The sequence below is a fragment of the Pacificoceanicola niger genome (genome assembly GCF_048553275.1).
Taxonomy (GTDB): domain Bacteria; phylum Pseudomonadota; class Alphaproteobacteria; order Rhodobacterales; family Rhodobacteraceae; genus Pacificoceanicola.
Genome location: NZ_JBLZMW010000015.1, coordinates 109,557 through 122,959 on the forward strand (window position 1 = coordinate 109,557; position 13,403 = coordinate 122,959).

Annotated in this window: 13 protein-coding genes; 5 read left to right on the plus strand and 8 right to left on the minus strand. The window is 64.2% G+C overall.

Annotated elements, in window-relative coordinates:
- Window positions 1–174: 174 nt before the first annotated feature.
- From ACN2XU_RS17820 to ACN2XU_RS17840, 5 genes are all read right to left on the minus strand, one after another.
- Complete coding sequence (locus ACN2XU_RS17820) at window positions 175–1,209, minus strand: sensor histidine kinase (protein WP_419411813.1); 1,035 nt, start codon at window positions 1,207–1,209, stop codon at window positions 175–177.
- Between the two features lie 3 nt (window positions 1,210–1,212).
- A complete protein-coding gene (locus tag ACN2XU_RS17825) occupies window positions 1,213–2,391 on the minus strand; it encodes a trans-sulfuration enzyme family protein (protein ID WP_419411814.1) in 1,179 nt (392 codons plus the stop codon).
- A gap of 134 nt (window positions 2,392–2,525) precedes the next feature.
- Window positions 2,526–3,047: a gamma carbonic anhydrase family protein gene (locus ACN2XU_RS17830; protein ID WP_419411815.1), complete on the minus strand. Its 522-nt coding sequence runs from the start codon at window positions 3,045–3,047 to the stop codon at window positions 2,526–2,528.
- Complete coding sequence (gmk, locus tag ACN2XU_RS17835; protein WP_419411816.1) at window positions 3,044–3,685, minus strand: guanylate kinase; 642 nt, start codon at window positions 3,683–3,685, stop codon at window positions 3,044–3,046. The genes ACN2XU_RS17830 and gmk overlap by 4 nt, the downstream gene beginning before the upstream one ends.
- Before the next feature lie 6 nt (window positions 3,686–3,691).
- On the minus strand, window positions 3,692–4,582 hold the full coding sequence (locus ACN2XU_RS17840) for a YicC/YloC family endoribonuclease (RefSeq protein ID WP_419411817.1): 891 nt from the start codon (window positions 4,580–4,582) through the stop codon (window positions 3,692–3,694).
- 280 nt (window positions 4,583–4,862) lie between these two features.
- Here ACN2XU_RS17840 and ACN2XU_RS17845 point away from each other — a divergent pair, with 280 nt between their 5' ends.
- Window positions 4,863–5,612, plus strand: coding sequence for a PAS domain-containing protein (locus ACN2XU_RS17845; protein WP_419411847.1), 750 nt, complete (start codon window positions 4,863–4,865; stop codon window positions 5,610–5,612).
- A gap of 249 nt (window positions 5,613–5,861) precedes the next feature.
- Here ACN2XU_RS17845 and ACN2XU_RS17850 read toward each other — a convergent pair whose 3' ends face one another.
- Window positions 5,862–7,232 (minus strand): class II 3-deoxy-7-phosphoheptulonate synthase, encoded by a 1,371-nt coding sequence (locus ACN2XU_RS17850; protein ID WP_419411818.1) that lies wholly within the window; start codon window positions 7,230–7,232, stop codon window positions 5,862–5,864.
- A gap of 187 nt (window positions 7,233–7,419) precedes the next feature.
- Here ACN2XU_RS17850 and ACN2XU_RS17855 point away from each other — a divergent pair, with 187 nt between their 5' ends.
- The gene (locus ACN2XU_RS17855; protein WP_419411819.1) at window positions 7,420–8,430 is read left to right on the plus strand and encodes a GlxA family transcriptional regulator; all 1,011 of its coding nucleotides are present in this window, start codon (window positions 7,420–7,422) and stop codon (window positions 8,428–8,430) included.
- A 291-nt stretch (window positions 8,431–8,721) separates the two neighbouring features.
- Here the strand turns inward: ACN2XU_RS17855 and ACN2XU_RS17860 are convergent, their stop codons facing one another.
- Window positions 8,722–9,141: a hypothetical protein gene (locus tag ACN2XU_RS17860; RefSeq protein ID WP_419411820.1), complete on the minus strand. Its 420-nt coding sequence runs from the start codon at window positions 9,139–9,141 to the stop codon at window positions 8,722–8,724.
- A gap of 100 nt (window positions 9,142–9,241) precedes the next feature.
- Window positions 9,242–10,324, minus strand: coding sequence for a PQQ-dependent sugar dehydrogenase (locus ACN2XU_RS17865; RefSeq protein ID WP_419411821.1), 1,083 nt, complete (start codon window positions 10,322–10,324; stop codon window positions 9,242–9,244).
- A gap of 161 nt (window positions 10,325–10,485) precedes the next feature.
- On the opposite strand from ACN2XU_RS17865, the gene ACN2XU_RS17870 reads away from it, so the two are divergent.
- The 3 genes from ACN2XU_RS17870 to ACN2XU_RS17880 all read left to right on the plus strand — a co-directional run bounded on the left by ACN2XU_RS17870 (window position 10,486) and on the right by ACN2XU_RS17880 (window position 13,401).
- Window positions 10,486–11,682: an ABC transporter substrate-binding protein gene (locus ACN2XU_RS17870; RefSeq protein ID WP_419411822.1), complete on the plus strand. Its 1,197-nt coding sequence runs from the start codon at window positions 10,486–10,488 to the stop codon at window positions 11,680–11,682.
- Window positions 11,683–11,797: 115 nt separating this feature from the next.
- Window positions 11,798–12,577, plus strand: a complete 780-nt coding sequence (locus ACN2XU_RS17875; RefSeq protein ID WP_419411823.1) for an ABC transporter ATP-binding protein — start codon at window positions 11,798–11,800, stop codon at window positions 12,575–12,577.
- On the plus strand, window positions 12,574–13,401 hold the full coding sequence (locus tag ACN2XU_RS17880; protein ID WP_419411824.1) for an ABC transporter ATP-binding protein: 828 nt from the start codon (window positions 12,574–12,576) through the stop codon (window positions 13,399–13,401). Before ACN2XU_RS17875 ends, ACN2XU_RS17880 begins: the two co-directional genes overlap by 4 nt.
- Window positions 13,402–13,403: the final 2 nt, after the last annotated feature.

Genomic DNA, 13,403 nt, shown 5'->3' on the forward strand with positions numbered 1-13,403 from the left:
GCGTCCTAAGGGGGCCGCGCAATGCTTTTGTGACACTTGCGTAACGGTTTTATGACAGTGTTCGATTTGCGCGACGTTTCCCGCAGGCGCGGTTGTCTGTGCACGGCGCAAAGCGCGCGTGACGGCGCGCGGCACCGGTGTGCCCGCCTGGTTGCCCGAAAGGCGCGCGCCCGGTCAGCCGACGGGTAGAATCACGGAAAAACAGGTGCCTTTGCCCAATGTGCTGTCGACCGTGAGCCGACCGCGATGACGCGAGACGATGTGTTTCACAATCGCAAGGCCAAGTCCCGTTCCGCCCTTCTCGCGCGAGCGGTGGCTGTCGACACGGTAAAACCGCTCGGTCAGGCGCGGAATGTGCAGCGGCTCGATGCCGGGGCCAGTGTCCTGCACGTCGATGCGAATCCCCTCGCTGCGCAGCCGGGGCCGGAACTCCGGCGCGGTCAGGCGCAGCGTGACGGCGGCCCCCTTGCCGGAATACTTGATGGCGTTCTCGATCAGGTTCGTGAGCACCTGGCGGAGCTGGTCGGCGTCGCCGACGATCTCGAAGGCCGTCTCTGGCAGTTCCGAAGTCAGATCCACACCCGCCTCGTCGGCAAGCTGTTCAAGCCCGTGCACGGTGCTGCGGATGAGCTCGGCGGGATCGACGCGGCCGGTGGGGCGGACGCGCTCTTCCTGCTCCACACGGCTCAGCGACAGCAGGTCGCCCACCAACCGGTTCATCCGGCTCGCCTCACGCTCCATGATGTCGAGAAAGCGCGCACGGGCGGGCGAATCATTGGCCGCCGGCCCCTTCAGCGTTTCGATGAAGCCCATGATGGCGGTCAGCGGCGTGCGCAGCTCATGGCTGACATTGGCGACAAAATCGCGCCGCATCCGGTCCGATTGCTCCAGATGGGTGAGGTCCTGAAAGCAGCACAGCGCCCCGAAGCCACCCTCGTTCAATGGCACGGGGCGCACGGTAACGCGATAGGTGGTGTCCTGATCGCCGTCCTTGATCAGGAAGTCGGCGGTGCCGGGGGTCTGGCGCAGCAGGCAGGCCTCGATGGCGTCGAGCAAGGCGGGCTGGCGCAGGGCGGTGATGAAATGCCGCCCCTCCAACCCCTGCCCCAGCAGCCGCGTTGCCTCGTCATTGACCGCCGCCACCCGCTCGCTCTGCCGGATCAGCAGGGCCGGAAGCGGCACCGCGGCGAGAAAGGGCTGCGCCAGCATGGCTCAGGCCTCACGGGCGGCGCGCAAGCCATCGTCAAAGCAGGCCAGCAGCGCCTCCGGCTCTTCGAGCCCGACCGAGACCCGGAAAAACCCTTCGGACACGCCGATGGCAGCGCGGCCCTCCGGTGTCAGGGCGCGGTGCGAGGAGGACGCCGGGTGCGACAGCGTGGTGCCCACATCGCCCAGCGTGGGCGCAAAGGCGATGCCATCGGCCGCCCGTGCAAAGGCATTGGCCGCAGCGCGCCCGCCGGCAATCTCGAAGCTGACCATGTTGCAGCCTTGCCCTTGCAGCAGCCCCTGCGCGCGCGCCGCATCGGGATGATCGGCGCGCGTGGGATAGAGCACCCGTGTCACGCCCGGCTGCGCCGCCAGATGCGCGGCGAGCCGCTGCGCGGTCTCCTGAGTTCGCTGAAACCGCAGGGCAAAGGTGGCCAGGCCGCGCTCGGCAAGCCAGCAGTCAAAGGGGCTCGCGGTCAGGCCCGTGGTCACGGCAAAGACCCGCATCCGCTGTGCCAGCTCCGGGTCCTTGGCTGCAACCCAGCCCAGCGTGACATCCGAATGCCCGGCCAGCAGCTTGGTCACCGAATGCAGGACGATGTCCGCGCCATGCTCCGCAGGCCGGATCGCGGCGGGCGTGGTAAAGGTGTTGTCGACCACCAGCAGAACGCCCTTCGCCTTGCACAGCGCCGCGATGCCATCGAGATCGGCAACGCGCAGCGTCGGGTTCGAGACCACCTCGATCAGCACAATCTTTGTCTCGGGGCGCAGTGCCGCCTCCATCGCCGCCACATCGCAGGGATCGGCCAGAGTGGTCTGTATCCCCAGGCGCGGCAAATCCTCCGCCATGAGCCGCAGCGAGCGGCCATAAAGCTGATTGCCGCCAACCACATGATCGCCGGCCTTGCACAGCCCCATCAGAACCGCCGTCACCGCCGCCATGCCGGACCCGACCACAAGGCCGTTCTCCATGCCTTCGAGCGCATCGACGCGCGCGGCCAGCAGGTCGGCGTTGGGATGGCCTTCGCGGGCATAGGTGTGCCCCTTGGTGCGCCCTTCATATTGCGCATCGAGCGCGTCAGGCGTGTCCGAGGCATAAACGACAGAGGGCATGATCGGCGAGATCACCGGGCGCGACGCGCCTTCGATCATCGGCACCACGGGGCGTTGCAAGGTCGGTTTCATCTTGGTTTGTCCTGTTTTCTTTGGCCTGACGCATAGCCCGGGGCGTCCTCAGGCCGGGGCAACGCCCCAAATCAAAAAACCGGGGCAGCGCCCCAGATCATAAAACGGTCCGTCCGGAAAAATCCAACACGCACTCAGAGCGCCTGCAGTCCCCTGGCAAAGCGCGCCGCATTGTCTTGGTAGTTCAGCGCGGAGGCCTTCAGCCCCTCGATGGCGGCCTCGTCCAGTTGCCGCACCACCTTGCCCGGCATCCCCATGACAAGCGATCCGTCCGGGATCTCCTTGCCCTCAGTCACCAGCGCCCCGGCGCCAATCAGGCAGTTGCGGCCAATCCTGGCGCCGTTGAGGATGGTCGCGCCCATGCCGATCAGAGTGTTTTCGCCGATGGTGCAACCATGCAGCATGACCTTGTGGCCGATGGTGCAGCCTGCCCCGATCACCAGCGGATAGCCCATGTCCGTGTGGCACACGACGTTTTCCTGGACATTGGCGCCCGCGCCGACGCGGATTTCCTCATTGTCACCACGCAGCGTGCAGCCGAACCAGACGCTGGAGCCCGCCTCCAGCACCACCTTGCCGATGACATTGGCATCGGGGGCGATCCAGGCATCCGTCGCCACATCCGGCGCGACTCCCTCCAGCGAATACAGCGTCATGTCAGCTCCTCGAATTCTGTTTGCAACTTGCGCACATGCGTCACCAGCATCGGCTGCTGCAACCGGCGCAGGCGTGTGGCGGTGACAATGGTCTGCAGGTCGGCGAAGGTGCGGTCAAGATCGTCGTTGACCAGCACGTAATCATAGCTGCCCCAGTGGCTGATCTCGTCCCAGCTTTTCTGCATGCGCTTGGTGATCACCTCTTCGGAATCCTGGCCGCGCGATTTCAGCCGCCGCCGCAATTCCGCGATGGAGGGGGGCAGGATGAAGATCGACAGCGTGTGCTGTCCCAACACCGAATTGACGATCTGCTGTGCCCCCTGCCAGTCGATATCGAACAGGACGTCGCGCCCGGCGTCGATGGCCGCCTGCACCGGGGGGCGCGGGCTGCCGTAGAAATTGCCAAAGACATGGGCGTGTTCAAGCATGCCATCCTCGGCCACGGAGCGTTTGAACTCGGTCTCGGTCAGGAAATTGTAATCGCTTCCGTCGACCTCGCCGGAGCGCGGCGCACGGGTGGTCGCGGAGACCGAAAAGCTCAGGCTCGGGTCCCAGGCCAGGAGCCGCTTCGAGAGGGTCGATTTGCCCGCGCCGGACGGCGAGGACAGGATGATCAGGAGGCCGCGCCGCTGCATCATGTCATGTTACTCCACATTCTGAACCTGCTCGCGCATCTGCTCGATCACGGTCTTGAGCGCCAGACCGGTTGTGGTCAACGCGGCGTCACCCGATTTGGAACACAGCGTGTTGGCCTCGCGGTTGAACTCCTGCATGAGAAAGTCGAGCTTGCGCCCGACCGCCCCCTCGGCGCGCAGCAAATCGCGCGCGGCGGTGACATGGGCGCGCAGGCGGTCGATCTCTTCGGTCACATCGGCCTTTGTAGCCAGCAGCGCCAGTTCCTGTGCAATGCGGGTCTCGTCGAGGCCATCGGTGTTTTCCATCACGCGGGCAAGCTGCGCCTTGAGGCGCTCTGCCTGCGCCGGGGCGCGGGCGGCGGCGCGGGCCTCAGCCTCGTCGACCAGCGCCGCGATCTCCTCGGTCTGGCGGGTCAGCACGGCGGCGAGTTTGTCGCCCTCGGCGCGGCGCATGGTGATGAACTCCGCAAGCGCAACGTCGAAATCGGCGAGCAGCACGGCGGTCAGATCGCTTTGGTCGATTTCGGGGGCCTCGGCGGTCATGACCCCGCGCAATGCGACGATATCGGCCGCCGTCGAGGGCGCAAGCGACAGGCCAAGCGACATGGCTGCCTGTTCGATGGTCATCATTGCATCGAGCACGGCGGCAAGCTGTGGCTCGTCGAGGCGCTGTGTGCCGTCCTCGGTGGCCGAGGTGATGCGCAGCCCGATTTGCACGTTGCCCCGGGTGAGCGCTGCCGCCGCGCGGGCGCGCACCTGCGCCTCCAGCCCGTCGATCCAGTCCGGCAGCCGCAGCCGCAGATCCAGCCCCTTGGCATTCACGCCGCGCAGCTCCCAGGTCCATCTCAGGCCAAGACCCTCGTCTTGCCTCGATGCAAAGCCCGTCATCGACTGCCGCATTCCGGCCTCCTTTCACTTGTTGCCTCCGGGGTAGCGCCCCCGTTCGGGCAAGGCAAGCGCTGCCGCGGTTAAGAAAGGTTAACACCTTGAAATGGCGCAGGATTATCAGGGAACCCACAAGCTATTGAAAAGCTGAGAATTTAGCGCGGCGTTAACCTCTTGGTCACAAATGGGGCGAAATTGGGACAGCCTTCTGCTAGTAATGTTTCAGCAATACTGATTAAATCGTCCGAGTGGCAGGGGGCTCCCGCCGGATGAGCGAACGCTGGGAGTGACTGCGATGTTTGGCAATGGTGGCAATGATCGGGACGTGGTTTCGATGACGGATCGGGAAAAGGCAAAGCGGATGGGCCCCGTAAGGGCGGTCGAGGCCTATTGGATGGGCCTGTGTGGCGAGGACCAGATCCCGCTGCGCAGCCAGATCGATCCGCGTGGCATGGAAACCGCACTTGAGAATGCCTTTCTCATGGAGCGCATCGCACCGACCATGGGCAAGATCCGGGTTGCGGGCACACATCTGTCGGACCTGATGGGGATGCAGATCGCCGGAATGCCGCTCTCGACGATGATTGCGCCCTCCGACCGGGAACAGTTCGGCCTCGCCATCGAGGCACTGTTTGCCGAGCCCTCCATCGTCAGGGTCGAGTTGCGGGCCGAGGGCGGCTTTGGCAAGCCCGACATGGAAGCGCATATGATCATCCTGCCGCTGCGCTCCGACTTCGGCGACGTCAGCCGCGCGCTTGGGGCGCTCATCACGCAGGGCCGCATCGGCCGCACCCCGCGCCGGTTCAACATCGTCAGCATCGACGTGACCCCGGCCCTGAAGATCGCCAATCCGGGCAAGCCAGCGCCAATGACCCCCGCCGAACAGGGCGCGCCCGCGCCGCTCCCGCGCATGTCCGCGCCAAAGCCGGTTTCGGTCGGGTCCGGCTTCTCCGAACGCCGCGCCGTCGTCAAGACCGACGCAGAGGCCCGCCCGCCGGTAGTCCAGCGCGGCCACCTTCGGCTGGTGGTCTCGAACGACGACTGATCGGTTTTCCGCCCCGATCCCTAAGATTAGAGAAAAATCAAAGACATACATCACGGCGCTCCACGCAGGGCGCCGTGATCTGTCAGGATCGCACGCAACGGCCCGCCGGGACCGGGGCAAGCGGCCGCTGGTCTGCTGCACTTGGCGGCGAGATGACCCCGGCGCGTTGCCATTCGAAGCCGCGTCGCACACGAAAAAAGCCGCCCATCCGGATTGGACAGGCGGCTTTTCGCATTTCAAGCCAAGAGCTTAGCCGTTGGCGGCCTCGGCGGCGGCCTGGCGACGACCCGAAAGCTCCTCGGCCACGAGGAAAGCCAGTTCCAGCGATTGCGACGCGTTCAAACGCGGATCACAGGCCGTATGATAACGATCCGAGAGGTTCTCTTCGGTCACGTCCCGCACACCGCCGGTGCATTCGGTGACGTCCTGACCGGTCATCTCGAAATGCACGCCACCCGGGACCGTGCCCTCTGCGCCATGCACCGCGAAGAATTCGCGCACTTCGCGCAGAACGCTGTCGAAGGGGCGCGTCTTGTAACCGGTGGCGGATTTGATCGTGTTGCCATGCATCGGGTCACAGACCCAGGTGACATTGGCCCCCTCTTCCTGCACGGCCTTGATCAGGCGCGGCAGGTGTTCGGCGACCTTGCCCGCGCCGAACCGCGCGATCAGCGTCAGCTTGCCCGCCTCATTGGCCGGGTTGAGCTTTTGCATCAGCACCTTGAGATCCTCGGCGGTGGTCGTCGGGCCACATTTCAGGCCAACCGGGTTCAGCACGCCACTGGCAAACTCAACATGCGCACCGTCGGGCTGGCGGGTGCGGTCGCCGATCCAGATCATGTGGCCGGACCCTGCCAGCCATTTGCCGGAGGTGGAATCGTTGCGGCAGAGCGCCTCCTCATATTCCAGCAGCAGCGATTCATGGCTGGTGTAGAAGTCCACAACCTGCAGGGTGTGCGCCTGCTGTCCGGTCACGCCCGCCGCCTTGATGAAGTCGAGTGTATCAGTGATGCGCGCGGCCATCTCGCGGTACTTTTCAGCGCCGTCGCGGTCGGTAAAGCCCAGCGTCCATTGGTGCACCTGATGCACGTCCGCATAACCACCGGTCGAAAAGGCCCGCAACAGGTTCAGCGTGGCGGCGGCCTGCGTGTAGGCCTGCAACATCTTCCTGGGGTCCGGGATGCGGGATTCCGGTGTGAAGGCCAGCTCGTTGATGATGTCGCCGCGATAGCTCGGCAGCTCGACGCCATCAATCGTTTCGGTCGGCGCGGAGCGCGGCTTGGCGAACTGACCGGCCATGCGGCCGACCTTCACCACCGGCACCTTGGCACCATAGGTCAGGACCATGGCCATCTGCAGCATGACCTTGAAGGTGTCGCGAATGCCGTCGGCGCTGAACTGATCGAAGGCCTCGGCACAATCGCCGCCCTGCAACAGGAACGCCTCGCCCCGCCCGGCGGCGGCAAGATGCGATTTCAGCGTGCGCGCCTCACCGGCAAAGACCAGCGGCGGATATTTGGACAACTGTGCCTCGACGGCATTCAGCGCGGCCTCATCCGTATAGTCGGGCATCTGAACCCGCGGTTTGGCGCGCCAGTTCGATTTGTGCCACTCGCTCATTGGTCTTCTCCGGTTCTCTCAGGTTAGCTCGGGTCGTTTGCGTTAACGTCCCTGATCTATAGCGAATGCAGCGGGCAGGCCCAACCACGAAATTTCGCGCCTCTCTTGACGCGCCCGGCAGGTCGTGGCCAAGGTCTTGGGAAGACAGGACATGGCCTGTTGAATGACGCCGGAAGGACGCTGCCTGATGCTCCCACCCTCTCAGCGAAAGATCGTCGAGCTCGACGAGATCCCGGACAAGCCGCGTCGGTTCGTCTTCGTGCTGTTGGAGAATTTTACGCTGTTGAGTTTCGCGGCGGCGCTGGATTGCTTGCGGCTGGCCAACCGCATGTCTGGCAAGACGCTGTATGAATGGACGCTGGTCGGCGAGACTGGCGGGGACGTCAGCTGTTCCACCGGCACAGTATTCAAGCCGGAGCATGGCCTTGGTGAGCTGAACCGCGGCGATATGGTCGTCCTGTGCGGCGGCGCGCAGGTGCAAGAGGCCACCACCAAGAAACTGCTCGGCTGGTTGCGCCGCGAGGCCCGCAAGGGCGTCGGCTTTGCCGGATTGTGCACGGCGGCCTATACGCTGGCCAAGGCCGGGCTTCTGGATGGCAAGCGGGCGACGATCCACTGGGAGAATCAGGACAGCTTTTCGGAGGAGTTCGAGGAGGTCATCCTGACCAAATCGGTCTTTGCCATCGACGGCAACCGGCTGACCACGGCGGGCGGCACCTCTTCCATCGACCTGTTCCTGCAGGTGATCGCCAATGACCATGGCGAAGCGCTGGCCAATGCGGTGGCCGATCAGCAGATCTACAGCTCGATCCGCACCGATCAGGACACGCAGCGGCTCTCGGTGCCAACCCGCATCGGCGTGCGTCACCCCAAGTTGAGCCAGGTCATCCACAAGATGGAAGCCAACATCGAAGAACCGATCAGCCCTTCGATCCTGGCCAGGGATGTGGGCATGTCCACGCGCCAGCTCGAACGGCTCTTCAGGCGCTACCTGAATCGCTCGCCAAAGCGCTATTACATGGAACTGCGGCTGCAAAAGGCGCGCAACCTGCTGATGCAAACCGACATGAGTGTGATCAACGTGGCGCTGGCTTGCGGCTTTGCCTCGCCCTCGCATTTCTCCAAATGCTACCGCGCGCATTACGACACGACGCCCTACCGCGAACGCGGCGCCCACGCCTCGCGCCAGTCGGTCTGAGTCAAGACGTACAAGCCCGCTTGCCGGCCGCCGCCAGCAATTCGGAACAGAAGACATCCATCGCCGGTTTCTTCGGACCACACCCGGGATCTGCGTCGAGCCGAGACAAGACCTGGCCGCTTTAATAACCCGCCCGCGTCAAAGCGCTCGACGCCGCCCGTTTCACCGGTCCCAAAATATCCCGGGGGAGGCCGAAGGCCGGGGGCGGAGCCCCAGTTTGCGGGGTTCCGCAGGAACCGCGCCGGTCGGCGCGCGCAAGCGCGGCGAAATCCGTCGCCTGCATGCGTCCCGTCAGAACAGCCCAGTCAGCTTTGCGTAATCGCTGTTGAAGCGAAAGTTGATCGAAACGACCTCTTCCCCGCGATCGTGATAAAAAACATAGGCATAGAGGTAAGTGTAGCCGGTCCAGTAGGCCAGAAGTTCCTCCACGAAGCCATTCTCATGCACGATGCGGCGCAGGGTGGCGACGTTTTCGAAGTCCTGCGGATAGAGCCGCTCGACGGAGGCGTCGAGCGCGTCGAGCTGGGATTCCGTCATCTCGTCTCCACCGCCGAAGCGGAGCATCAGATCCTGTATCTGGCGGGTCGTGATCAGCCGGTCCATGACACCGCGCATGTCGTCATAGCAGGCAAAGACCGGCTCGCCCTGCTGCGCGGTGGCCGGGGTGGTCAGGGCAACGGCGGCGAGGCAAAATGACTGCAGAAAACGCATCGGGTCAACTCCTTCGGGTCACAATAGCCGGTATGCTGTCATGGCCCGTTGGATTTGCACAGGTCTTTCGCGCCCTGCCCGGCGCGCCCGGATCCCCGGATCAATCAAGCCGGTAGAGCGCGCCCTCGTAGACCGACAGGAACCACAGTTTGCCATCCGGTCCCTGCGCCACGTCGCGCACACGGCCGGTTTCCGGTCCTTCGATCCTTTCGACCTCGCGGAGCGGATCGCCCGAAAGACGCGAGATATAGCCGAATTTCAACGAGCCGACAAAGGCGTCGCCGTCCCAATCCCCGCCCTCGAAGAAGGTCATTCCGGAGGGAGCCATGGACGGATCCCAGAAGAACACCGGCTGCGCCATGCCGTCCTTTGTGGTGCCCTCTCCGATCTTCGTGCCGTTGTAATTGACCCCGTAGGAAATCACCGGCCAGCCGTAGTTGGTGCCGGGTGTGATGCGGTTGATCTCGTCGCCGCCCTGCGCGCCATGCTCCACGGTCCAGAGCTGCCCGGCGGCGTCAAGCGCGGCACCTTGCGGATTGCGATGGCCATAGCTCCAGATTTCCGGCTGCGCCCCGTCTGTGCCCACAAACGGATTGCCGGGCACCGGTTTGCCGTCCTTGGTGATGTGCAGGACAGAGCCGTTATGCATCGACAGATCCTGTGCCTGTCCGTCGTTGCCGCGATCCCCGACGGTCACAAAGAGCGTGCCCTCGGGCGATTCCACCAGGCGCGATCCAAAGTGAAAGCCGCCACCGGTGCCGCGGGCGATCTCGAAGATTGTCTCGCCCTCGGCCAGGCTGCGGCCATCCTCGGACAGGCGCGCGCGGTAAACGGCGGTGCCGGAGCCACGGACAAACTGGCGCTTGGCATAGGTCACGAAAATCTCGCGCGACTCGGCAAAATCGCGCGGCACGAGGATGTCGAGTAGGCCGCCCTGCCCGTCCGCCTGCACTTTGGGCGGATTGGCCACCGCCCAGCGATCCTCGCCCTTCTGCGCCACCAGCGCGCCGTCGCGCAGGGTGATCAAAATGGTGCCATCGGGCAGAAAATCGAAGGCCCAGGGCGTGTCGAGCCCCTCCACGACAACCGTGGCCTGTTTCGTGCCCGATTGCGTTTCAATCGGACCGGCCATCGCGGCACCGGCAAGCATCGGGAATAAAAGAACAAAAGAAAATCTGTGCATGGGTCACCTCCTTGGGATCATATGGGCGGTTTGGCGCGCCGGACAAGACATGTCTGACGGCGATGTGACCGGACGGCAGGCGATGCGATGCCTCTTTTCTTTTGCAAAACCCGCGCATAGGCTGACGCCAGAACACAGTGTTCCAATGAGGGAGAAACCACATGAAAAAGCTGTTGATGGCGACAACCGCCACCGCGATGCTTGCTGGCGCGGCCTATGCCGAAAGCCATGAAAACGCGATCAAGCTCGGGGTGATCCTCGGCTTTACCGGTCCGATCGAAAGCCTGACCCCGGCGATGGCTGCGGGTGCCGAAATGGCAATGAGCGAAGTCACCGACAGCGGCAAGCTGCTGGGCGGCGCGATGATCGAGCCGGTCCGCGCCGACAGCACCTGTGTCGACAGTGCCGCCGCCACCGCCGCCGCCGAGCGCCTGATCACCTCCGAGGGGATCAAGGGCATCATGGGCGCGGATTGCTCCGGCGTGACCGGCGCGGTTCTGGCCAATGCCGCCGTGCCGAATGGCATGGTGATGATCTCGCCGTCGGCGACCTCTCCGGCGCTGTCCGAGGCCGAGGACAACGGCCTGTTCTTCCGCACCGCCCCGTCCGACGCCCGTCAGGGGGCCGTTCTGGCGCAGATCCTGCTGGACAAGGGCATCAATTCGGTGGCCGTGACCTATACCAACAATGACTATGGCAAAGGCTTCTCCGACGCCTTCAACAAGAACTTCACCGATGGCGGTGGCGAGGTCACGCTGACCGCCGCGCATGAGGACGGCAAGGCCGATTACTCTGCCGAAGTCGGCGCGCTGGCCTCTGCGGGCGGCGATGCGCTTGTCGTGCTTGGCTATGTCGATCAGGGCGGCGCCGGGATCATTCAGGCCTCGCTGGACACCGGTGCGTTCGATCTGTTCGCACTGGGTGACGGCATGGTCGGCGACAGCCTGACCGAGCGGTTCGGCTCTGACATTGATGGCGCCATCGCCACGATCGCCGGTTCCGAAAACGAAGGTGGCCCGAAGTTCGCTGAAATGGCCGGCGCCGCCGGAATCGACGGCACCGCCGTTTACGCGGGCGAGAGCTATGACGCGGCAGCGCTGATCCTGCTGGCCATGGCGGCGGCAAACTCCGCCGAGCCGGGCGATTACGCGGGCAAGATCCTCGACGTGGCCAACGCGCCGGGCGAAGTGATCCTGCCGGGTGAGCTTGACAAGGCGCTGGAGATTCTCGCCGGCGGCGGCGAAATCGACTATGCTGGCGCGACCGGCGTCGAGCTTGTGGGTCCGGGTGAGGCAGCTGGCTCCTATGCCGAGTACACCATCGAGGATGGTGCCCTCAAGGTTGTGGGCTATCACTGATCTGATGGCACAGCCCTGATTTCAGGGCTTGCGCATTTCGGCGGCGCGGGGCATTCCCGCGCCGCCTTCATAAGCAAAGAGCGTTGATAACGGCGCCGCGACAGGGGAAAATGGATTGATCCGGGTTGAGAACCTTCACCGCCATTTCGGCGGGTTTCGTGCCGTTGACGGCGCCTCCTTGGAGATTGCCACAGGCTCCATCACCGGGCTTGTCGGGCCGAATGGCGCGGGCAAGACCACGCTGTTCAACGTGATCGCCGGTGCCCTGCCGCCGACATCGGGCCGTGTGTTCATGGATGGCGAGGACATCACCGGGCTGCCGCCCCATGCGCTGTTCCACAAAGGGTTGCTCCGCACGTTTCAGATCGCGCATGAGTTCTCCTCCATGTCCTGCCGCGAGAACCTGATGATGGTGCCGGGCGGGCAGTCGGGCGAAGTGCTGTGGAATACGTGGTTCGGGCGCAAACGCATCGCCGACGAGGAACGCGCGCTGCGCGCCAAGGCCGACGAGGTGCTGGATTTCCTGACCATCGCGCATCTGGCCGATCACCCCGCCGGTGCAATCTCCGGTGGCCAGAAAAAGCTGCTGGAGCTGGGGCGGACCATGATGGTCGATGCCAAGATCGTGTTCCTCGACGAGGTGGGCGCGGGCGTGAACCGCACGCTGCTGATGACCATCGCGGACACGATCATCCGTTTGAACAAGGAGCGCGGCTATACCTTCTGCGTCATCGAGCATGACATGGATTTCATCGGCAAGATCTGTGATCCGGTGATCGTCATGGCCGAGGGCAAGAAGCTCGCCGAAGGAACGCTGGCCGAGATCAAGGCCAATGAAGCGGTGATCGAGGCCTACCTGGGCACCGGTTTGAAGAACAAGGAGGCCGCGTCATGAGTACTGGCACCTACGACGATCGCGGCAACCGCGACCGCAGCCTCGGCAATGCGGCGGGGATGGGCACGGTAGATGGCTATCGCGGCAGCGGTGCGCCGCGTCCGGGCGGGCCGGGGCCGTTCCTGATTGGCGAGGCCATGACCGGCGGCTACGGAAAATCCGGGCCGGATATCCTGCATGATTGCACGATCGCAGTGGAAAAGGGCGAAATCGCCGTCATTGTCGGGCCGAATGGCGCGGGCAAATCCACGGCGATGAAGGCGGTGTTCGGCATGCTGGACCTGCGGTCCGGGCGGGTGATGCTCGACGGGGAAGACATCACCGATATGAGCCCGCAGGCGCGGGTCCGCCATGGCATGGGGTTCGTGCCGCAGACCTCCAATATCTTCACCTCGATGACGGTGGAAGAAAACCTTGAGATGGGAGCCTTCATCCGGGGCGACGACTACCGCGCCACCATGGCGCAGGTCTATGATCTGTTTCCGATCCTGAAGGAAAAGCGGCTGCAGGCGGCGGGCGAGTTGTCGGGGGGACAGCGTCAGCAGGTGGCCGTGGGCCGTGCGCTGATGACAGAGCCGAAGCTGTTGATGCTCGATGAGCCGACAGCCGGGGTTTCGCCCATCGTCATGGACGAGCTGTTTGACCGCATCATCGAGGTCGCCCGGACCGGGATTTCGATCCTGATGGTGGAACAGAATGCGCGGCAGGCACTGGAGATCGCCGACAAGGGCTATGTTCTGGTTCAGGGCGCCAATGCGCACACCGGGACGGGCAAGGATCTGCTGGCCAATGACGAGGTTCGCCGCTCGTTCCTTGGCGGGTGATA